We start from the raw sequence: 20,384 nt of genomic DNA, 5'->3' as shown, positions 1-20,384 counted from the left end.
TCCGGAGATGGGGATGATCGAAGAGAAAAACGCGCGCCACGCCGAGAAGATGAAGAAGATCAAGGCCGCGCGCGATCGCATGATGGCGACCAAGACCGACGAGAAGGGCCTGATCCTCGTGCATACCGGCACCGGCAAGGGCAAGTCGTCCTCGGGGTTCGGGATGATCCTGCGCTGTATCGCCCATGGCATGCCCTGCGCCGTGGTGCAGTTCATCAAGGGCAATTGGATCACCGGCGAAGCCGAAATGATCCGCAACCGCTTTGCCGAGGAATGCCGGTTCTTCGTTTCCGGAGAAGGCTTTACCTGGGAAACCCAGGACCGCGCCCGCGACATCGCCGCGGCGCAGGCCGGCTGGGAGATCGCCAAGAGCCAGATCCTCGACCCCGAGATCCGGTTCGTGCTGCTCGACGAGATCAACATCGCGCTGCGCAACGATTATCTCGATATCGACGACGTGGTTGCGTTCCTGCAAACCCGCAAGCCGGAGATGACCCATGTCTGCCTGACCGGGCGCAATGCCAAGCCCGAGCTGATCGAGGCGGCGGATCTGGTGACCGAGATGACGCTTGTCAAACATCCGTTCCGCGATGGCATCAAGGCCCAGAAGGGCGTGGAATTCTGAGCCGGGGGGCCGTCGCATGCCGGCGCTGATGATCCAGGGCACCGGCTCCAATGTCGGCAAGTCGATGCTGGTGGCCGGGCTCTGCCGCGCCGCCCGTCGGCGCGGGCTGAGCGTGGCGCCGTTCAAGTCGCAGAACATGTCGAACAATGCCGCCGTGACCCCCGAGGGCGGCGAGATCGGCCGGGCGCAGGCGCTTCAGGCGCTGGCCTGCGGCCTGGCGCCACATGTCGACATGAACCCGGTGCTGCTCAAGCCCGAGACCGATATCGGCGCCCAGGTGGTGGTGCAGGGCAAGCGTCTGACCACCGCGCGGGCGCGCGACTACGGCCAGATGAAACCACGGCTGATGGCGGCGGTGCTCGAGAGTTTCGAACGCCTGAAGGCGGCGCATGATCTGGTGATCGTCGAGGGCGCGGGCAGCCCGGCCGAGGTCAACCTGCGGCGCGGCGACATCGCCAACATGGGCTTTGCCGAGGCGGCGGAGGTGCCGGTGGTGCTCTGTGGCGACATCGACCGGGGCGGGGTGATCGCGCAGATCGTCGGCACCCAAGCGGTGCTGCCCGAGGGTGACCGCGCCCGCATCGCCGGGTTTCTGATCAACAAGTTCCGCGGCGATCCGACACTGTTCGATGACGGGTACCAGATGATCGAGGCGCAGACCGGCTGGCGCGGCTTTGGCGTCGCGCCCTGGTTTCCCGAGGCCTGGCGGCTGCCGGCCGAGGATGCGCTCGACATTGCGCCGCCGCGCGGCCGCGACGGGCTGCATGTGGTTTGTCTCCAGTTCTCGCGGATCGCCAATTTCGACGATCTCGATCCGCTGGTGCAGGAACCGGGGGCGCGGGTCACCATGCTGCCGCCGGGCCGGGCGATTCCGGGCGATGCGGACCTGGTCATCCTGCCGGGGTCGAAATCGACCCGAGCCGATCTCGACTTCCTGCGCCGGCAGGGCTGGGATATCGACCTAGCGGCGCATCGCCGGCGCGGTGGCCGCATCCTCGGCATCTGCGGCGGCTATCAGATGCTGGGCCAGGTTGTGGCCGATCCCGAGGGCATCGAAGGGCCGCCGGGCGAGACCCCGGGGCTGGGGCATCTGGACATCACCACGGTGATGGGCGGCGACAAGAGCCTGCGGCTGGTGCAGGCGTGCCATGCCACGTTGAAACAGGCGTTTTGCGGCTACGAGATCCACATCGGCCGTTCCGACGGCCCGGACCGACGGCGCCCCTTTGCCGAGATCGCGGGCCAGCCCGAAGGCGCCTGTTCGGCCGATGGTCTGGTCAGCGGCAGCTATCTGCACGGCATGTTCGCCGATGATGGATTCCGCCGGGCCTGGCTGACGCAGCTTGGCGCGCGGGCCTCGGATCTCGGCTATGATGACGGTGTCGAGGCGACGCTGGATGCGCTGGCGGACCATCTCGAGACGCATCTCGACGTGGCGGGCCTGTTGGGGCTGGCGCGTTAGGCGGTGACGGTGGCGAAGGCCCGTTCGAGCTGCGGCCAGCGGTCGGCCGGTGGCAGCCCGAGGCGGATCCACTGCTGTGAATAGGGAAACACCCGCGACCAGACGTGATGCGCCGCCAGCCGGTCCTGCGCCGCCTGCGCATCCGGCGCGGCATAGGTGCGAAACAGCGGCGTGCCACCGACCAGCGGCCAGCCCGCGGCGGCGGCCAGCCGGTCGAGCCGCGCCGCGTCCTGCGCCAGCCGGTGACAGGTCGCCTGCTGCCAGCCGGTGTCGGTCAGGGCGGCGCTGGCGATCTCGATCGCGGGTCCCGAGACCGGCCAGGGCCCGGCCAGCTCGGCCAGCCGGGTGGCCAGAGGCCCCTGCGCCAGGGCAAAGCCCAGCCGCAGGCCGGCCAGCCCGTAGAACTTGCCGAATGACCGCAGCACCACGACATTGGCCAGCGCCGCGCCAAGTCGCGGCGCGACCGAGAACGCCGGCTCGGGATCGGCAAAGCTTTCGTCGACGATCAGCAGCCCGACGGTATCCGCCAGCTGTTCCAGCCGCTCCGGCGACAGGCGGCCGCCGTCGGGGTTGTTGGGGTTGACCACCACCGCCAGATCGGCGCCCTCGGCCGCCTGGGCCGTGGCCACTGGCGTTACCTGCCAGCCGGCGCTGCGCAGCGCGGCGGCATGTTCGTTGTAGGTCGGCGACAGCACGGCGGCGCGGCCCGGCGGCCGCAGCCAGGGCACAAGCTGAATGGCGCCCTGCGCGCCATGGGTGGGCAGGATCCGGGCCGGCGTGGCATAGGCCTGGCGGGCGGCGGCGATCAGCCCGTCCATCGCGCGCTTGCGCGGCAGGGCGGCCCAGGCCTCGGGCGAGATCGCCGGCACCGGAAAGGGCGCCGGGTTGATGCCGGTCGACAGGTCGAGCCAAGCCGGGGCGGCGCCGCCAAAGCGGGCCAGCGCGGCCTCGAGATTGCCGCCGTGATCTCTGGGTGGGGGTGCATCGGTCATCGCGGCCACCCCAACAACATCGCCGCGCAGAGCGCAAGGGCCAGCAGCGCCATGCTGCGCCGGTAGAGCGCCAGCGCCCGCCCGAGATCCTCGGGCCCCGGGTCGGGTGCGCCTGCGTTGAGCCAGGGTTCCTCGGCGATCCGGTCGCCATAGATCCGCGGCCCCGACAGCCGGACCTCGAGCGCCGCCGCCATCGCGCCTTCGGGCCAGCCGGCATTGGGCGACCGGTGGCGCGGCGCGTCGCGGCGCATCACCCGCAGGCAGTGCCGCAGGTGGCGCCCCGAGGCCAGCGCGAACACCCCCCCAGTCAGCCGCGCCGGGATCAGGTTGGCGAGATCGTCGATCCGGGCGGCGACCTTGCCGAAGGCCTCGTAGCGCGGGTTGCGATGGCCGATCATCGAATCCAGCGTGTTGATCGCCTTGTAGGCGGCAATTCCCGGCAGCCCGGCGACCGCGCCCCAGAACAGCGGCGCGACAATCCCGTCAGAGCTGTTCTCGGCCAGGCTTTCGGTGGCGGCGCGGGCCACCCCGGCGGGGTCGAGGTGGCGCGGATCGCGGCCGACGATCATCGCCACCGCCTGGCGCGCCGCCGCAAGATTGCCGCGCGCCAGCGGCCGGGCCACGGCGGCGACATGATCGTGCATCGCGCGCAGGGCGATCAGCGGCCAGGCCAGAATGGCGCCCAGCAGGCTGCCTGCAAGAGTATCGGGCAACAGCGACTGGACGGCCCAGGGCGGCGCGGCGGCCAGCGTCAGGATCACCGCGACCGTGAGCGCCCCGGCGATCAGCCTCCGGCGGCGGGGCCCGCTGTTCAGCCGCCGCTCCAATGCGGAGATCGCCCGGCCCAGCCAGGTGACCGGATGGCCGATCGCCGCGAACAGCCGATCGGGCCAGCCAAAGGCCAGATCGAGCGCCATGCCGGCCAGCATCATCAGGGCAAAACTCATGCGCCCCCCGCCGGAAAGGTGATCCTCTGCCGAAACCCGGCCTCGGCCAGCGCCTGCACCGCGCCGGCGGGCACCGTGCCGGGGGCAAAGATCAGCCCGCGGGCCGCGCCGGTATGCGCCCGCAGCCAGCCCAGTGCGCCCTGCGCGCGCGCCAGGTCTGCCGTCGGATCCGCCGCCGGGCCGCGCCGGGCGGTGCATCGCGCCGCCGAAGTTGTGGCCAGCGCGGCGATGCGGCGCAGATCCCCGGCCCCGGTCGCTGCCGCCCAGTCGGCCACCAGGTCGGTGATATCGTCGAAGTCGCTGTCGTCCGGGTCGGTACGCTCGGCGGCGCCAAAGAAGCCGCCGACGATGGTGCAGGGCGGTGGCGGCGCCAGCGGGCGCAGCACGCGGCCCGCACGCGAGGCCCAGAGCAGCCGGTCGGGCCGGGGGAACATCAGCGGATCGCTGGCGCCTTCGACCGCGATGCAGGCCGCGGCCAGCGCTGCCGGCGGGCCTCGGAAACCCCAGACCCGCGCCAGCGCCACCAGCGTCGCGGTCGAGGCGCCGGCGCCGCCGCCGACAGGCATTTGCCGCCGGCTGCCGGTGCCGGCCGGGCAGAGGCCCAGCGACCGGGCGAAGGCCGTCAACTGCGCTTCTGAGAAGGGCGGGGGCGTCGGGCCCGGGGTGTCGACGCGCAGCGCCGCGCAGGGCAGGGTGACCAGCGCCACCGGGCCCTCCGGGCCAATGCGGCCCTGAAGCCATTCGCCGAAATGGCCGGCGACGGAAACCTCGGATCCGCTCATGCCAGGTTCGCGCCGATCACCGAGACCGGCCCCTCGGACCCGCAGCGCAGCCGCGTGGCAGAGAGGGTGGCAACCTCGAAGGCCAGCCCGGCGGAAAGCAGTCCGGTCACCTGCGACAGCGCCGCGCGGATCACCCCGGCATGCACCACCAGCACCAGCGGCGCCGGCATTTGCGCGGCGGCCTGTCCATGCTCGGCCAGCGCCGGCGCCACCCGGGCGCAGAGATCGGCGAAACTCTCGCCTCCGGGCGGGGCGTATTGCGCCAGATCGGCGCCGGACATCGGGCCGAGATCGGGAAGCGCATCGTAGGGCAGCCCCTCGTGGGCGCCGAAATCCTGCTCCCAGAGCCGCGCGTCGGGCTGCGCGGCCTGCGCCGGCCAGAGCGCGGCGGCGGTCTGCCGGCAGCGTCGGGCGGGGCTGGTCATCACCCGGCCGGGCAGGGGCAGGGCGGCGCGCAGCCGGGCGATGTCTGCCGCCACCAGAGCCGCCGAAGGATCGCTGCGGCCGCAGAGCCGGCCGGGCGTGGCCACCGGGGCATGGCGCAGCAGGATCAGCTCTGCCGCGACGCCGGGTTTCGCGGCTGCCTGGCGGGTTTGTTCTTCACATTCATTCATTTTGGTGTTTTTCCATGCGGAAATGTACAAGTCGATCCTCATCACCGGCGGCGCGCGCTCTGGCAAATCCACCCTTGCGGAACGCAAGGCGCTCGCGCCCTGTGGCCGCGCCGTCTATATCGCCACCGCCGAAATCTGGCCCGGCGATACCGAGATGGCCGAGCGGATCGCCCGGCATCAGGCCCGGCGCGGCGCAGACTGGCACAACCTGCATGCCCCGCGCGATCTTTGCGCGGCGCTGCGCGGCAGCGACAGCGCCGGCGGGCCGCCGCGGCTGGTGGATTGCCTGACGCTGTGGATGACGAACCTGCTGCTGGCCGAGGCCGACTGGCGCGCCGAAGTGCGGGCGCTGGCGGCCGAGACGGCCCGGCAGGAGGCGCCGGTGATCTTTGTCACCAATGAGGTCGGGATGGGCATCGTGCCGGAAAACGCCCTGGCGCGCCGGTTTCGGGATGCCGCCGGCTGGATGAATCAGGCCATGGCCGAGGCCTGCGACGAGGTCTGGCTTGCGGTGGCGGGCTATCCAACGAGGGTGAAACCGAATGAGCATACTTTCTGACATCACGTCTTTCGCGGAGCTGTCCGGTCTGGCCGCGACGCTGCCGGTGGCGGATGCGGCAGCGGCACAGGCCGCGACCGCGCGGCAGATGAGCCTGACCAAGCCGCCGGGCGCGCTGGGCCGGCTCGAGGAGCTGGCGATCTTCATGGCCGGCTGGCAGCGGGTCGAGCGGCCGGCGATCGACCGGGCGCAGGCGCTGGTCTTTGCCGGCAACCACGGGGTCTGCGCCCAGGGGGTGAACCCCTTTCCGCAGGAGGTCACGGCGCAGATGGTCGCCAATTTCGCCGCCGGCGGCGCGGCGATCAACCAGCTCTGCCGGGTGGCCGGCGCCGAGCTTTCGGTGATTGCCTGCGATCTCGACCGGCCGACCGGCGACATCACCCAGGCCGAGGCGATGACCGAGGCCGAGACCCTGGCCGAGATGCGTCGCGGTGCGGAGGCGGTGGCCGAGGATGCACAGATCGTGCTGCTGGGCGAAATGGGCATCGGCAATTCCACCGTCGCGGCGGCGCTGGCCTGCGCCGCCTTTGGCGGAGCGGCGGGCGACTGGATCGGGCGCGGCACCGGCTCGGACGAGGCCGGATTGCTGCGCAAGGAGCGCGCGGTGGCGGCGGCTTGCGCCCGGCATGCGGCGGCGCGCGGGCTGGGCCTTCTGGCGGCGCTGGGCGGGCGCGAACAGGCGGCGATCTGCGGCGCGGTGCTGGCGGCGCGGGCGCGGCGCATTCCGGTGATCCTCGACGGCTTCATCTGTACCGCGGCCACGGCGCCGCTCTTTGCCGCCGATCCGCGCCTGCTCGACCATTGTCTGGTCGGCCATGTCAGCCGCGAGCCGGGCCATGCCCGCCTGCTCGAGGCGATGGGCAAGGCGCCGATCCTGGCGCTCGACATGGCGTTGGGCGAGGGCTCCGGCGCGGCGGTGGCGCTGAGCGTGCTGCGCGCGGCGCTGGAATGCCACAACGGCATGGCGACCTTTGCCGAGGCCGGGGTCGCGGGCGGATGAACGCTGCCCTGCGCGAGTTCCGGGTCGCGCTGATGCTGCTCTCGCGCCTGCCGGCCGGCCGGATCGAGGGCGCCGCGCCGAACCTTGCCGACGCGCGCTGGGCCTTTCCGCTGGTCGGTTTGGCGCTGGGGCTGATCGGCTGGGCGGTGCATGCCGGCGCATTGGCGTCGGGCGCTCCGGCCCCGGTGGCGGCGGTGCTCGCCCTGGCGGCGCTGGCGCTGGCCACCGGCGCGCTGCATTTCGACGGGCTGGCGGATTTCGCCGACGGCATCGGCGGCGGGCGCGACCGCGCCCATGCGCTCGAGATCATGCGCGACAGCCGGGTCGGCAGCTACGGTGTCCTGGCGCTGATCCTGATCGTCGCGCTCTGGCTGGCGGCGCTGGCTTCGCTCGGGGCGGCGGCCGGGCTGGCGCCGTTCCTCGCCATCGGCGCGCTCAGCCGGGTGGCCATGATCGGCTTGCAGGAGACCCTGCCCGCCGCGCGTTCCGACGGCCTGGGCCGGATGGCGGCCGGGCGCTCCGGCCGGGCGCGGCTGAGCGCCGCCGCCGCGGTGCTGCTGGCCGGTCTGGCGCTGGGCTGGCAGGGGGCGGCGCTGGTCGCGACCTGCGCGGTGATCGCCGCCGGCATCGGCGTTCTGGCCCGGCGCAAGCTGGGCGGGATCACCGGCGACGTTCTGGGCGCGACGCAGCTTCTGGCCGAGGCGTTCTGCTGGGCGGTTCTGGCCACCTTCTGGCCGGGCTGAGCCGCTCATGCGCCGGCCGGCTCCCAGCGGTCGGTCATGATCAGACTGTCGAGCGGCAGGGTCTGCCGCCAGCCGCGCGCCGCCAGCTCGGGCCGGTCGAAGAGCTCGGAGACATGGCCGAGGCAGAGGTAGGCGACGATCTCGACGTGATCCGGCAGCCCGAGAATGGCGCGCAGATCGTCGGGCCGAAAGATGCTGACCCAGCCCATGCCGATGCCCTCGGCACGGGCGGCAAGCCACATGTTCTGCACCGCGCAGACCGTCGAATAGAGGTCCATGTCGCGATTGTGGGTGCGCCCGAGCACCACCTTGCCGCCCCGGGTGCGGTCGCAGGTCACCGCGATGTTGAGCGGCGCCTTGCGGATGCCCTCGAGCTTCAGCGACCGGTAGGTCGATTGCCGCTCTTCGGGAAACATTTCCGCCGCCTCGTCATTGGCGGCGGCAAAGGCGCTGGCGATGCGGTGTTTCTGCGCCGGGTCGCGGATCAGGATGAAGTTCCAGGGTTGCATGTGCCCGACCGACGGCGCGGCATGACCGGCCTCGAGTATCCGCCGCAGCCGGTCCGGGGCGATCGGATCGGGCAGGAATTCGTCGCGCACATCGCGGCGCGCGGCGATGACGTCATAGAGCGCACGGCGTTCGGCAGAAGAGAAGACGCGCGCCGGAGCGGGCGCGGGGGGGTGCAGCATGGTATGGCCTCCGCATGGCTGACAGCGGCCCGTGGTGTCCAGCCACGGAACCTGGTGTCACCAGGCCGGTCTTCTGGCTTGGGTTCCTCCCCGGCGGACGCCTTCCCGGGCCGCAGGGCCCGGTGGCAAAATGTCCGACAGGTCCCCCTCACAGCGGCGGGCCCGCGCCGGTCTTGCACCGGCTTCCCGATTCTCCCCTCTCGGGGCACCTGGTGGCGCGACTATAGATCGACCGGTCGCAGAGACAAGCGCCGAGAGTGCGGCAGGTCAGGGGGCCCGGTCGGGCGCCGGCCCCAGCGAGTCGCGCAGGATAACCGTCGCCTCGAGCTCGACGCTGGGGCCGGGGTCTTCGCCGGCGCGCATCGCAAACAGAAGACTGGCCGCGCCCTTGCCCATGTTGCGATGGGGCACATGCACGGTGGTCAGCGCCGGGGTCACGATCTCGGCGATCTCGATGTCGTCGAAGCCGGTGATCGACAGATCGCCGGGCACGTCGAGCCCCATCTTGCGGGCCTGGGTCAGGGCGCCGGCCGCCAGCACGTCGTTGCCGCACATCACGGCCGTGGGGCGCGGGGTGGTGTGCATGAGCTGCTCCAGCGCCTGTGCACCATTGGCGATGGAATAGGCCGTCTCGACGACGGCCAGGGTCTCCGGGTCCAATCCGCGCGCCGTCATCGCATCCACCAGCCCCTGCGACCGCTGCCGGGCGCGGTCGTTGTTGCGGCGGTCGGCGGTGATCAGCGCCAGCCTGCGGTGGCCCCGGTCGAGAACCGCGTCGGCCAGGGATTTCATCGCCTTGCGATTGTCGAAGCCGATCGAAACCCGCCCTTCGTCGCCGTCGTAGACCCAGGCGATCACATAGGGCACCTGGCGCTTTTGCAGGAAGCTGTAGCATTTTGGCGGCCGGTCATGGCCGATCAGGAGCAGCGCATCGGCGCCGCGCGCGACAAGGCTGTGAATCTGCTGTTCCTCGAGCTCGGGGCTGTAGGAGGAAGAGGCCACCAGAAGGGTGATGCCCTGTTGCCGCAATGCCTCCTGAAAGGCCTGAAGTCCGCGGGCGAAAATGGCGTTTTCCATCGTCGGGACGATGGCGCCAAAGGTGTTGGTGCGCCGGGCGGCCAGGGCCTGGGCCCCGAAATTCGGCGCGTAGCCCATGGCGCGCACCGCATCGAGCACCTTCTTGCGGGTGGCGTCCGATACCACCGCCGGATTGTTCAGGCAGCGCGAGACCGTTGCCGTCGAAACGCCGGCGCGGGCGGCGACATCCTCGAGTTTCGGCGTGTCGCTCCCCTGGCGGCTGTCCTGACGTCGATTCGGCACTTTAACCATCCGTTTTCCCGATTCCGGCCTTTGCGGCACTATAAAAAAACCATCGCTGACAAGCATATAACAGGAAAACACGCGGCTTGTCATGTAAGCGCTTGCATTGAGCGACTGTAAGCGCTTACATTTATCTTGCCCGAGTCGTGGAAAGGACCTGCCCGTGTTTCTGATCTCAGCAATCACTCTGTTTGCAGTCTTTGTCGCGAACGTGCTCGTCGGCGCTTTGGGAGGCGCACAGTTTCTGGGGGACGTGGGGGAGATGCTGCTGCTGTTTGCGGCCTCGGTGACCTTTGTTCTCGCGATTCTTCGGCGAGAGGCGGCGGAGAAGTCCGACCGCAGCTAACGAACCATTTTGGGAGGAAAACATGGATCGTGACAATCTTGAACGCGCCGCGATGGGGCGCCGCAATTTTCTGAAACTTGCCGGCTCCGGCAGCTTTACCGCGGCGCTGGTGGCCGGTGCCGGTGGCATGCTCTGGTCGAGCGAGGCGGCGGCCCAGACCGCCCGGGAGGAAAAAGAGCGCATGGCCGCGGCCGATCACGTGATGACGCTGGCCACCGCCTATGTGCTGGGCGCGTCGCGCAGCTATCCGATCATGCAGCTCGACCTGAAGGAAAACATCCAGAACGCCACCAACGGCAAGGTCTACGTCAAGCTTGCCCCCGGCGGCCAGCTTGGCGCCGGCGGCGCGCTGGTGCAGGCGGTGCAGACCGGGACGATCCAGTGCGCGCAGCATTCGCTGTCGAATTTCGCGCCCTTCGCCAGCGCCGTCGATCTGATCAACATGCCGTATTTCTGCGGCTCGAACCAGCGGTTCACCAACCTGGTCAATTCCGACGCCTGGAAAGGCGAGGTGCATCCCGGCATCGAGGCCGCCGGCTTCAAGCCGCTGTTCTACGTGGTGATCGATCCCCGGGTCGTGGCGGTGCGCAAGGGCGGCAACAAGGTGATCACGCCCGCCGATCTGAAAGGCGTGAAATTCCGCGTGCCGGGCTCGAAGATGCTGCAACAATATTACGGCATGGTCGGCGCGAATCCGACGCCGGTGGCCTGGGGCGAGACGCCTTCGGCGATCAAGCAGGGCGTGGCCGATGCGCTCGACCCCTCGGTCGGCGCGCTGTTTGTCTTTGGCTTCAAGGACATCCTGAGCCATGTCACCTTTACCCAGGCGGTGCCTGACAGTCAGGTCTATTCGGTCAACCTCGAATGGTTCAACGCGCTGCCCGCCGACGTGCAGGAAGGCATTGAATTCGCCGGCGAAATGACCGCGCAGCAAAACCTGGCCAAAGTGCCGGCGGCGCGCGCCCACGCGATGTACGAGCTGACCAAATCGGGCGTCGAGTTCCACACGCTGACCGACGACCAGCTTGCCGAATGGCAGGACGCCGGCGGCTACCAGCGCTCGGAATGGGACGATTTCAAGGTCGAGCTTGCCGGTTCGATGGAGACCTTCAACCGGCTCGAAGAAGCGGCCGGCACCATGGGCCGCTACTACGTGCACGACGCCTGAGGCTTCTGACAGGGGCGGCCCGGGCCGCCCCATCGCTTCGATTGACTGCAAACTGGAGCGGTCGGCGGCGCCTGACGCGTCGCGCGACCACAGGAGACTTTTATGTCGAATGCCTTGCGGAAACTCGATCAGAACGCCGAACGCTGGCTGCTTCTGGTTTTCTACACGATGCTCGTCGTGACCATGTTCATCGAGGTTCTGCGGCGCGAAGTGCTGTCCTATTCCTCGATCTGGGGCGAAGAGATCGTCCGCTATTCCTTTATCTACCTGGCCTGGATCGGTGCCGCCGCGGCGGTGCGCCAGCGCGGTCACATCCGCATCGACGTGCTGATGCAATATGTCGGCCCGCGGGTGAAGGCGGCGCTCTACCTGTTCGGCGATGCCGTGATGTTCGGCGTGGCGCTGATCGCCTTTTACTGGTCGTTCGAGACGGTGCTGGTCTCGGCCAAGTTCGGCTCGGTCACCCACGGTCTGCGGGTCAGTCAGGTCTGGTTCCTCTCAGCGGTGCCCTTGGGCTTTGCCCTGGTGATCCTGCGCCTCGTTCAGTCCTTCATCCGGGACTTCACCGATCTTCGTCACGGGCGCCCCGTGTACGAAGGCGACAAGCTTTTCGACTGAGGAGACGGCCATGCTTTGGAACCAACTCGATCAGACCGTCGAACTCGGCTGGGATTTCTACGGCCCTGTGATCCTCTTCGTGCTTCTGGTGGCGCTGGCAGTACCGGTCTGGGCGGCGATCGGCGCCTCGGCCATCGCGATGCTGCTCTTGTCGGGCGCGCTGCCACTGAGCCTGGTGGGCGAGAGCCTGTTCCACGGAATCGACCATTTCGCGCTGACCGCCGTGCCGCTCTTTATCCTGACCGGCGACGTGCTGGTGCGGACCGGGCTCTCGCGCAAGTTTCTCGACGTGGCCGAGGCGCTGACACAGTTCGCCAAGGGCGGTTTCGGCTCGGCCACGGTGCTGGTCTGCGGCATGTTCGCGGCGATCTCCGGCTCCGACGCCGCCGGCGCCGCCGCCGTCGGCCGGATGACGATCAACCGACTGGTCGAGAGCGGCTATCCGCGGCCCTATGCCTGTGCGCTGGTCGCCGCCGGGGCCTGCACCGGCATCCTGATCCCGCCGTCGATCGCCTATATCATCATCGGCCTGGTGCTGGGGATTTCCGCCTCGACGCTGTTCCTGGCCGCCGTGATCCCCGGCCTGGCGATCCTGGTGTCGATCCTCGCCACCAATATCATCATGAACCGGCTTTACGGCTGGGAGGGCGGCGGCAACGTCTCGGCGGGCGAATACCTGACGAACCTCGGCAAGGCGCTGAAATCCGGCTGGTATGCCTTCATCGTGCCCGGCATCATCTTCTTCGGCATCTTCTCGGGGCGGATGACCCCGACCGAAGCCGGCGCCACCGCGGTGGTGGTGACCATCATCATGGGCTTCATCCTCGGCACCCTGAGACTGTCCGATTTCCCCTCGATGCTGGTCAGCTCGGCCAAGGTCAACGGGATCATCCTGCCGATCATCGCCTTTTCGCTGCCGCTGGCGCAGGCGCTGGCCATCCTCGGGGTGCCGCAGGGCTTTGTCGCCGCCGCCACCTCGGTCAGCAGCGAACCCTGGGTGCTGATCGGAATGATGGTTGTCATCCTGATCGCCGCCGGCTGCGTGATGGAGACGACGCCCAACATCGTCATCCTCGCGCCGATCCTCAAGCCGCTGGCCGACGACATCGGGATGAACGAGATCCAGTTCTGCATCATGATGATCACTGCGCTGGGGGTGGGCTTCATCACGCCGCCTCTGGGGCTCAACCTCTTTGTCGTCTCGGGGCTGACCGGCGAGTCGATCCTGAAGATCGCCTACAGGGCCATCCCCTTCGTGCTCTTCATGCTGATCGTGACCCTGTTCATCGCCTATCTGCCGACGATTTCCACCATCCTTCTGCCTGACATCTTCAAATAGGAGCCCAGCTCATGACCCGTGAATACCTGAAAAAAGCCACTCTGACCTCCAAGAGCGACGCCTCCGACACCAAGAAGATCGTGCGCGGCATCCTCGACGAGATCGAGGCCGGTGGCGACGAGGCGGCGCTGGCGTATGCCAAGAAGTTCGACAAATACGAAGGCGAGATCATCCTCTCGCCGGAGGCCATCGCCGCGGCCGCGGCGCAGGTGCCGGACAAGCTCAAGCGTGACATCGAGTTCAGCCACGCCAACGTCAAGCGGTTTGCCGAGGCTCAGCTCGGCACGGTCCGGGATTTCGAGGTCGAGGTGGTGCCGGGCTTTGTCGCCGGGCAGAAGGCGATCCCGGTGAATGCGGCGGGCTGTTATGTGCCCGGCGGGCGCTACAGCCACATCGCCAGCGCGATCATGACGGTGACCACCGCCAAGGTGGCAGGCTGCAAGAACATCGTCGCATGTTCGCCGCCGCGCCCCGAGATCGGCATCGCACCGGCGATCATCTATGCCGCGCATGTCTGCGGCGCCGACAAGATCCTCGCCATGGGCGGCGTGCAGGGGGTGGCGGCGATGACCTACGGGCTCTTCGATCTGCCCAAGGCCAACATCCTGGTCGGCCCCGGCAATCAATTCGTCGCTGAGGCCAAGCGCATGCTGTTCGGCCGGGTCGGCATCGACATGATCGCCGGTCCGACCGACAGCCTCGTGCTGGCCGACGAGACCGCCGATCCGATGGTGGTTGCCGCCGATCTGGTGGGCCAGGCCGAACATGGCTACAACTCGCCGGTCTGGCTGGTCACCGACAACCGCGCGCTGGCCGAAGAGGTCATGCGCCTGGTGCCGCTGCTGATCGACGATCTGCCCGAGGTGAACCGCGACAATGCCACCGCCGCCTGGCGTGATTATGCCGAGGTGATCGTCTGCGCCGACCGCGAGGAAATGGCCGCCACCTCCGACGACTACGCGCCCGAGCACCTGACGGTGCAGGCCGCCGATCTCGACTGGTGGCTGGAGCGGCTGAGCTGCTACGGCTCGCTCTTCCTCGGCGAGGAAACCACCGTGGCGTTTGGCGACAAGGCCTCGGGCACCAACCACGTTCTGCCGACCTCGGGCGCGGCCAGCTACACCGGCGGCCTGAGCGTGCACAAGTACATGAAGATCGTGACCTGGCAGCGGGCCACCAAGGAGGGCGCCCGCCCGGTGGCCGAGGCCACGGCGCGGATCGCGCGGCTCGAGGGAATGGAAGGCCACGCCCGCACCGCTGACATCCGGCTGAAGAAGTACTTTCCAGACGAGACCTTCGACCTGACGGCGGAAGGCTGAGCCGATGCGGGGCGATGACCTTTTCTCGGTCGCCGGCAAGGTGGCCTGCGTCACCGGCGCCAGCTCGGGGCTTGGCCGCCATGCGGCCGAGGTCCTGGCGCGGGCCGGAGCCAGCGTCATCGGCGTGGCGCGGCGGGCCGGCGCGCTGGCGGAATGGCAGGCCGGGGCCGGCGGGGCCTGCGCCGCCGTCGAAGGCGACGTGGCCGACCGCGACGGCCTGCCGGCGCTGGTCGACCGGATCTCGGCCCCTTTCGGCGCGCCCGACATCGTGGTCCATGCCGCCGGTCTCAACACCCGGCAGGCGGCCGATGACGTCACCCCCGAGGGGTGGGACGCGACGCTGGCGGTCAACCTTTCGGCACCGTTCTTTCTCAGTCAGCGGCTGGTGCCCGAGATGCGCGCCAGGGGCTGGGGGCGGATCGTGAATTTTGCCTCGCTGCAATCTTTCCGCGCCTTTCCCGGTGGTATCGCCTATGGCGCCACCAAGGGCGGTGTCACCCAACTCACCCGCGCCATGGCCGAGGCCTGGTCGGGCGACGGCATCACCGCCAACGCCATCGCGCCGGGCTTTTTCCGCACCGAGCTGACTGCGGCCGTGTTCGACGATCCCGACCGGGCCGCCCGCAATGCCGCCCAGACCTGCATCGGCCGCAATGGCGAACCCGAAGACCTCGACGGGCCGCTCAGATTCTTGTGCTCGGATGCGTCGCGTTACGTGACCGGGCAGGTTCTCATGCTTGACGGGGGGTTCACCGCGAAATGAAAGCTCTGGTCTATACCGATGTCGAAACCCTGACCTACCGCGACGCCCCCGATCCCGAACCGGGCGCAGGCGAGGCCCTGATCCAGGTCGAGAGCGTCGGCATCTGCGGCTCGGACATGCATGCCTGGCTGGGGCATGACAATCGGCGCCCGGCGCCACTGATCCTCGGTCACGAGGCGGCGGGAACGGTGGTCGGAGGCCCGCGTGACGGCGCGCGTGTCACGATCAATCCGCTGGTCACCTGCGGCGGCTGCCCGGCCTGCGCCAGCGGCCGCGAGAACCTTTGCCCCGAACGGCAGATCATCTCGATGCCGCCGCGTGAGGGCGCCTTTGCCGATCTGCTGCGGATGCCCGAGCGCAACCTGATCGCCGTGCCGGACGGCGTGCCGCTGGCCAAGGCCGCGCTGGCCGAGCCGCTGGCGGTGAGCTGGCACGCGGTGCGGCTCGGGCTGGCGGCGCTGCATCCTTCGGCCGAGCGGCGGGCGCTGATCCTCGGCGGCGGGGCCATCGGCCTGGCCGCGGCGCTGGCGCTGCGGGCGATGGGGGTGGATGAGGTCACCGTGGTCGAGCCCAACGACGCCCGCCGCGCCTATCTGACCGAGCGCTGCGGGCTTCGGGCGGTGCCGGCCGCCGAGGGCGCCCATCCGATCGTCGTCGATGCGGTGGGGTTTGCCGTCACCCGCGCCACGGCCTCGGCGCTGGCCGAGCCCGGCGGGGTGATCGTGCACATCGGACTGGGCGAGGACGCGGGCGGGCTCGATCTGCGCCGCATGACCCTGCAAGAGATCACCTTCATCGGCACCTATACTTATACCGCACAGGACTTTCGCGACACCGCGGCCGCCCTGTTCGACGGACGTCTCGGCCCGCTCGACTGGACCGAGATCCGCCCGCTTTCCGACGGCGCCGCGGCGTTCCGGGACATTCGGTCCGGGCAAAGCGCGGCGCCGAAAATCATCCTTCAACCTGACAATCAAGGAGTCTGAACCATGGCTGAAATCCCCCATCTGCTGGTCCACGAACATGACGACAACGTCGGTGTCGTCGTGGTCGAAGGCCTGAGCGCCGGCACCGACATGCTGGTCTGCGTCACGCATGACAATTCGACCTTCCGACTGACCTCCGGCGCCGATGTGCCGATCGGCCACAAGGTCGCGCTCAAGGACCTCAAAGAAGGCGACACCGCCATCAAGTACGGCGAGGACATCGGCAAGATCATCGCCGACATCCCCAAAGGCGCCCATGTCCACACCCACAACTGCAAAACCAAGCGCTGGTAAGCCCCGCTCCAGCAGCGAAACGGTCGCGATAAAGGAAAGCCCCATGGCCTCTAAATATTCCAACATGACAGTGCGCGCCTACCGCCGTGAAAACGGCCGGGTCGGTGTCCGCAACCACGTCGTCATCCTGCCGGTCGACGACATTTCCAACGCCGCCTGCGAGGCGGTTGCCAACAACGTCAAGGGCACGCTGGCGATCCCGCATGCCTATGGCCGGTTGCAGTTCGGCGAGGATCTCGAGGTGCATTTCCGTACCATGATCGGCACCGGCGCCAACCCCAATGTGCATTCTGTCGTGGTGATCGGCATCGAGCCCGGCTGGACCAAGCGCATCGCCGACGGCATCCGCGCCACCGGCAAGGAAGTGGCCGAGTTCTCGATCGAGCAGAAAGGCGATTTCGAGACGATCCGGGCCGCCAGCTGGGCCGCCAAGGATTTCGTTCACAAGGCGACCGAGGTGCAACGCGAGGAATGCTCGATTTCCGAGCTCTGGGTCTCGACCAAATGCGGCGAGAGCGACACCACCACCGGCCTCGGATCCTGCCCGACGGTCGGCAACATGTACGACAAGCTGCTGCCCGAGGGCATCACCGGCTTTTTCGGCGAAACCTCCGAGATCACCGGCGCCGAGCACATCTGCCAGAAACGCGCGATCAACGAAGAGGTGGGCGAGCGCTGGCACAAGATGTGGAAGGCCTACCAGGACGACGTGATCTTTGCCCATCAGACCGATGACCTCAGCGACAGCCAGCCCACCAAGGGCAATATCGAAGGCGGCCTGACCACCATCGAGGAGAAGGCGCTGGGCAACCTCGAGAAGATCGGCCGCACCTCGCAGTTCATCGACATTCTCGAACCGGCCGAGGCGCCGCAGTCGGGCAATGGTCTCTATTTCATGGACTCCTCCTCGGCAGCCGCGGAATGCGTGACGCTGATGGCCGCCGGCGGCGCGGTCATCCACACCTTCCCGACCGGGCAGGGCAACGTCGTGGGCAACCCGATCGTGCCGGTGATCAAGATCACCGCCAACCCGCGCACCGTGCGCACCATGAGCGAGCATGTCGACGTCGATGTCTCCGGCATCCTGCGCCGCGAACAGACCATCGACGAGGCCGGCGACGCGCTGATCGAGATGATCTGCCGGACCGCGAACGGTCGCAACACCGCGGCCGAGGCGCTAGGCCATCGCGAGTTCTCGATGACCAAGCTCTATCGCAGCGCCTGACCTGGCCCGGGGCGGCGCATCTCGCGCCGCCCGCACCGACGAAAGCTCCCGACATGCTTGAGACCGAAACCATCAGCCTTGCCGAGGCAGAGGCGCTGATCACCCGCGTGCTGGGCGCGCAACGCGTGCCCGAGGCGACGGCGGCCTCGGTGGCCCGGGCGCTTGTCGCGGCCGAGGCCGAAGGCCAGTCCGGCCACGGCTTTTCCCGGCTCGAGGATTACGTCGCCCAGGTCCGCTCGGGCAAGATCCGGGCCGCCGCCGAGATCACCTCGCGCAAGACCAGCCAGACCGGCCTGCGCACCGATGCCGGTTTCGGCTTTGCCTATCCGGCGCTCGACCGGGCGATCGACTGGGGCGCGCGGGTGGCGCGGTCTTATGGCACGGCCACCATGTCGGTGATGAATTCACACCATTGCGGCGCGCTGTCGGTGCAGGTCGAGAAGCTGGCCGCGCGTGGGCTGATCGCCATCATGGTGGCCAATGCGCCGCCCGCGATTGCGCCCTGGGGGGCCCGGACGCCGATTTTCGGCACCAATCCCATCGCCTTTGCCGCGCCGCGCGGCGATGGCCCGCCGCTGGTGATCGACCTGTCGCTTTCCAAGGTGGCGCGCGGCAAGGTCATGCATGCCCGCAAGTCCGGCCGGCCTATCCCCGAGGGCTGGGCGCTCGATGCCGAAGGCGCGCCCACAACCGATCCCGAAGCCGCGCTTGCCGGATCGATGCTGCCGATCGGCGAGGCCAAGGGCACCGCGCTGGCGCTGATGGTCGAGATTCTCGCCGCCACCCTGACCGGCGCCAACCAGAGCCCCGAAGTCTCGTCGTTCTTTGACGCCGAGGGGCCGCCGCCCGGTGCCGGCCAGTTCCTGCTGGCCATCCGGCCCGACAACGACACCGCCTTTGCCGCCCGGCTGGACCGGCTCCTGCGCACAATCGACGCGCTCGAGGGCAGCCGCCTGCCGGGCAGCCGCCGCATCGCCGCGCTGGCCCGCGCCCGTGACCACGGGATCGATGTGCCGCGCTCCTATCTCGCTCTCGCACGGACACTCGCCAACCCCCATGACTGATCGCCAAGCCGGCCCGGCCGGGCTCTTCGAACGCCGCCTGCGGCCCCTGCTTCCCGGCGTGCTGATCGCCGGCATCATCGCGCTGGCCAGCCAGTTCGTCGCCGAGCACTACGGCGCGCCCGCGATGCTGCTGGCGCTGCTGTTCGGCATTTCGCTCAATTTCCTCGGCACCGAGGCGCAGAGCAAACGCGGCATCGACTTCGGCTCGCGGCAATTGCTGCGGCTGGGCGTGGCGCTGCTGGGGGTGCGGATCAGCGCCGATGTGCTGACGCTCCTCGGCTGGCCGGTGGTGCTGATGATCGTCGGCGCCGTCGTCGCAACCATTGGTTTCGGCCTTGCGGTGTCGCGGCTGTTCGGCTTCCGCTTTCGCTTTGCCTTTCTGTCGGCCGGGGCGGTGGCGATCTGCGGCGCCTCGGCCGCCATGGCCATCGCCGCGATCCTGCCGCGCGACGCGCGCTCGGAGGAGCGGCTGATCTTTACCGTGGTCTCGGTCACGCTGCTTTCGACATTGGCGATGATCGTCTATCCGGTGCTCGCCGCCGCCATCGGCTTCGACGATCGCACCACCGGCATCTTCATCGGGGCAACGGTGCATGACGTGGCCCAGGTGGTGGGGGCCGGCTTCTCGGTGTCGGAAGAGACCGGCAATGTCGCCACCCTGGTCAAGCTCCTGCGGGTTGTCATGCTGGCGCCGGTGGTGGTGATTGCGGCGCTCGCGATCCGCAGCTTTGCCAATGGCGGCGAGATCGACGGTCGCCGGCCGCCGCTGGTGCCGGTCTTTGTGCTGGGGTTCGTGGTGCTGGCCGCCCTGCGCAGCGCCGGGCTGGTGCCGGAACTGCTGGTTCAGGTCGCGTCAGAGGCCTCGCGCTGGCTTCTGGTGATCGCGATTGCCGCCGTCGGCCTCAAGACCCAGCCTCGGGACATCCTCAATGTCGGTCTGCCGGCGGTTGCGCTTCTGGTGGCCGAGACCGCGTTCCTGGCCGGGCTGATCGGGCTGGCGCTGCGCTTACTGCCGCACACCCTGCTCGGGTGACCGATGGCGGCCGGCAGGAACGGTCGCAATGGCCGATCCGGCGGTGTAGACAGGGGCCGGTGGCCGGCCAACGGCCAAGCTGAAGGGAGCCGACATGAGCAGTTTCGACGAAGATCTTTTCCTCAAGGGGCGGGCGCAACGCGAGGCGACGCTGGGCGCGGACTACGTCGAGAAGAACCTCGCCGCCGCCGATGACTTTACCCGGCCGTTCCAGGAGGCGATGACCGCCTGGTGCTGGGGGTTCGGCTGGGGCGACGAGGTGATCGACGCCAAGACCCGGTCGATGATGAACCTGTCGATGATCGGCGCGCTGGGCAAGATGACCGAATGGGAGATCCATTGCCGCGGCGCGCTCAACAATGGGGTCAGCAAGGAAGAGATCCGCGCCATCATCCATGTGGTGGGCATCTACTGCGGCGTGCCGCAGGCGCAGGAATGCTTCCGCGTGGCACGCAAGGTCCTGGCCGAGAACGATATGCTCTGAGCGGCCGAACCG

The 20,384-nt window shown here is 68.8% G+C and carries 23 protein-coding genes and 1 riboswitch; of the genes, 17 read left to right on the top strand and 6 right to left on the bottom strand.

Going from position 1 to position 20,384, the window contains the following annotated elements:
- Positions 1–13: 13 nt before the first annotated feature.
- Together cobO and AC0J5K_RS11015 are read left to right on the top strand one after the other, a co-directional pair.
- Positions 14–625, top strand: a complete 612-nt coding sequence (gene cobO / locus AC0J5K_RS11020) for a cob(I)yrinic acid a,c-diamide adenosyltransferase (protein WP_048530848.1) — start codon at positions 14–16, stop codon at positions 623–625.
- A gap of 16 nt (positions 626–641) precedes the next feature.
- On the top strand, positions 642–2,087 hold the full coding sequence (locus tag AC0J5K_RS11015; protein ID WP_274562896.1) for a cobyric acid synthase: 1,446 nt from the start codon (positions 642–644) through the stop codon (positions 2,085–2,087).
- Here AC0J5K_RS11015 and cobD read toward each other — a convergent pair.
- From cobD to AC0J5K_RS10995, 4 genes are read right to left on the bottom strand one after another with little or no spacing between them, the layout of a single operon-like run.
- Positions 2,084–3,079 carry a threonine-phosphate decarboxylase CobD gene (gene cobD / locus AC0J5K_RS11010; protein WP_274562898.1) on the bottom strand — a complete coding sequence of 332 codons (996 nt, stop codon included), beginning with the start codon at positions 3,077–3,079 and terminating at the stop codon, positions 2,084–2,086. The genes AC0J5K_RS11015 and cobD overlap by 4 nt on opposite strands.
- On the bottom strand, positions 3,076–4,026 hold the full coding sequence (gene cbiB, locus AC0J5K_RS11005; protein WP_274562900.1) for an adenosylcobinamide-phosphate synthase CbiB: 951 nt from the start codon (positions 4,024–4,026) through the stop codon (positions 3,076–3,078). The genes cobD and cbiB overlap by 4 nt, the downstream gene beginning before the upstream one ends.
- The gene (locus AC0J5K_RS11000; RefSeq protein ID WP_274562902.1) at positions 4,023–4,808 is read right to left on the bottom strand and encodes a propanediol utilization protein; all 786 of its coding nucleotides are present in this window, start codon (positions 4,806–4,808) and stop codon (positions 4,023–4,025) included. Before AC0J5K_RS11000 ends, cbiB begins: the two co-directional genes overlap by 4 nt.
- Positions 4,805–5,422, bottom strand: coding sequence for a histidine phosphatase family protein (locus tag AC0J5K_RS10995; protein WP_274562904.1), 618 nt, complete (start codon positions 5,420–5,422; stop codon positions 4,805–4,807). Before AC0J5K_RS10995 ends, AC0J5K_RS11000 begins: the two co-directional genes overlap by 4 nt.
- Positions 5,423–5,444: 22 nt before the next feature.
- Between AC0J5K_RS10995 and cobU the strand changes: the two genes are divergently transcribed.
- The 3 genes from cobU to cobS are packed head-to-tail and all read left to right on the top strand — an operon-like array spanning position 5,445 to position 7,724.
- Complete coding sequence (gene cobU, locus AC0J5K_RS10990) at positions 5,445–5,981, top strand: bifunctional adenosylcobinamide kinase/adenosylcobinamide-phosphate guanylyltransferase (protein ID WP_074835436.1); 537 nt, start codon at positions 5,445–5,447, stop codon at positions 5,979–5,981.
- Complete coding sequence (cobT, locus tag AC0J5K_RS10985) at positions 5,965–6,981, top strand: nicotinate-nucleotide--dimethylbenzimidazole phosphoribosyltransferase (protein ID WP_074835173.1); 1,017 nt, start codon at positions 5,965–5,967, stop codon at positions 6,979–6,981. Before cobU ends, cobT begins: the two co-directional genes overlap by 17 nt.
- A complete protein-coding gene (gene cobS / locus AC0J5K_RS10980; RefSeq protein ID WP_074835170.1) occupies positions 6,978–7,724 on the top strand; it encodes an adenosylcobinamide-GDP ribazoletransferase in 747 nt (248 codons plus the stop codon). The genes cobT and cobS overlap by 4 nt, the downstream gene beginning before the upstream one ends.
- A gap of 5 nt (positions 7,725–7,729) precedes the next feature.
- On the opposite strand, the gene bluB is transcribed toward cobS, so the two are convergent.
- On the bottom strand, positions 7,730–8,413 hold the full coding sequence (bluB, locus tag AC0J5K_RS10975; protein WP_048530862.1) for a 5,6-dimethylbenzimidazole synthase: 684 nt from the start codon (positions 8,411–8,413) through the stop codon (positions 7,730–7,732).
- A gap of 46 nt (positions 8,414–8,459) precedes the next feature.
- A riboswitch (cobalamin riboswitch) is annotated at positions 8,460–8,641 on the bottom strand.
- A gap of 39 nt (positions 8,642–8,680) precedes the next feature.
- Positions 8,681–9,742, bottom strand: coding sequence for a LacI family DNA-binding transcriptional regulator (locus AC0J5K_RS10970; RefSeq protein WP_074835435.1), 1,062 nt, complete (start codon positions 9,740–9,742; stop codon positions 8,681–8,683).
- 154 nt (positions 9,743–9,896) lie between these two features.
- Between AC0J5K_RS10970 and AC0J5K_RS10965 the strand changes: the two genes are divergently transcribed.
- The 12 genes from AC0J5K_RS10965 to AC0J5K_RS10910 all read left to right on the top strand — a co-directional run bounded on the left by AC0J5K_RS10965 (position 9,897) and on the right by AC0J5K_RS10910 (position 20,372).
- The gene (locus AC0J5K_RS10965) at positions 9,897–10,079 is read left to right on the top strand and encodes a hypothetical protein (protein WP_048530865.1); all 183 of its coding nucleotides are present in this window, start codon (positions 9,897–9,899) and stop codon (positions 10,077–10,079) included.
- A gap of 22 nt (positions 10,080–10,101) precedes the next feature.
- Positions 10,102–11,247, top strand: coding sequence for a TRAP transporter substrate-binding protein (locus AC0J5K_RS10960; protein ID WP_048530867.1), 1,146 nt, complete (start codon positions 10,102–10,104; stop codon positions 11,245–11,247).
- Between the two features lie 102 nt (positions 11,248–11,349).
- Positions 11,350–11,865, top strand: coding sequence for a TRAP transporter small permease (locus AC0J5K_RS10955; protein WP_048530869.1), 516 nt, complete (start codon positions 11,350–11,352; stop codon positions 11,863–11,865).
- Positions 11,866–11,875: 10 nt separating this feature from the next.
- On the top strand, positions 11,876–13,204 hold the full coding sequence (locus AC0J5K_RS10950) for a TRAP transporter large permease (RefSeq protein WP_274562914.1): 1,329 nt from the start codon (positions 11,876–11,878) through the stop codon (positions 13,202–13,204).
- A gap of 11 nt (positions 13,205–13,215) precedes the next feature.
- On the top strand, positions 13,216–14,523 hold the full coding sequence (gene hisD, locus AC0J5K_RS10945; RefSeq protein ID WP_074835168.1) for a histidinol dehydrogenase: 1,308 nt from the start codon (positions 13,216–13,218) through the stop codon (positions 14,521–14,523).
- Between the two features lie 4 nt (positions 14,524–14,527).
- The gene (locus AC0J5K_RS10940; RefSeq protein WP_074835166.1) at positions 14,528–15,286 is read left to right on the top strand and encodes an SDR family NAD(P)-dependent oxidoreductase; all 759 of its coding nucleotides are present in this window, start codon (positions 14,528–14,530) and stop codon (positions 15,284–15,286) included.
- A complete protein-coding gene (locus AC0J5K_RS10935; RefSeq protein ID WP_274562920.1) occupies positions 15,283–16,272 on the top strand; it encodes a zinc-dependent alcohol dehydrogenase in 990 nt (329 codons plus the stop codon). Before AC0J5K_RS10940 ends, AC0J5K_RS10935 begins: the two co-directional genes overlap by 4 nt.
- 3 nt (positions 16,273–16,275) lie before the next feature.
- A complete protein-coding gene (locus AC0J5K_RS10930) occupies positions 16,276–16,566 on the top strand; it encodes a UxaA family hydrolase (protein WP_048530878.1) in 291 nt (96 codons plus the stop codon).
- 43 nt (positions 16,567–16,609) lie between these two features.
- Complete coding sequence (locus tag AC0J5K_RS10925; RefSeq protein ID WP_074835164.1) at positions 16,610–17,791, top strand: UxaA family hydrolase; 1,182 nt, start codon at positions 16,610–16,612, stop codon at positions 17,789–17,791.
- Positions 17,792–17,844: 53 nt separating this feature from the next.
- Positions 17,845–18,855 carry an Ldh family oxidoreductase gene (locus AC0J5K_RS10920; protein WP_274562925.1) on the top strand — a complete coding sequence of 337 codons (1,011 nt, stop codon included), beginning with the start codon at positions 17,845–17,847 and terminating at the stop codon, positions 18,853–18,855.
- Positions 18,848–19,888: a YeiH family protein gene (locus tag AC0J5K_RS10915; protein WP_074835160.1), complete on the top strand. Its 1,041-nt coding sequence runs from the start codon at positions 18,848–18,850 to the stop codon at positions 19,886–19,888. Before AC0J5K_RS10920 ends, AC0J5K_RS10915 begins: the two co-directional genes overlap by 8 nt.
- Before the next feature lie 94 nt (positions 19,889–19,982).
- The gene (locus tag AC0J5K_RS10910) at positions 19,983–20,372 is read left to right on the top strand and encodes a carboxymuconolactone decarboxylase family protein (RefSeq protein ID WP_074835158.1); all 390 of its coding nucleotides are present in this window, start codon (positions 19,983–19,985) and stop codon (positions 20,370–20,372) included.
- The last annotated feature ends 12 nt before the right edge of the window (positions 20,373–20,384 follow it).

It is taken from the genome of Marinovum sp. E3 (assembly GCF_055755275.1).
Note: the sequence above shows the minus strand (reverse complement) of the source record. Positions and strands in the feature narration are given on the sequence as shown.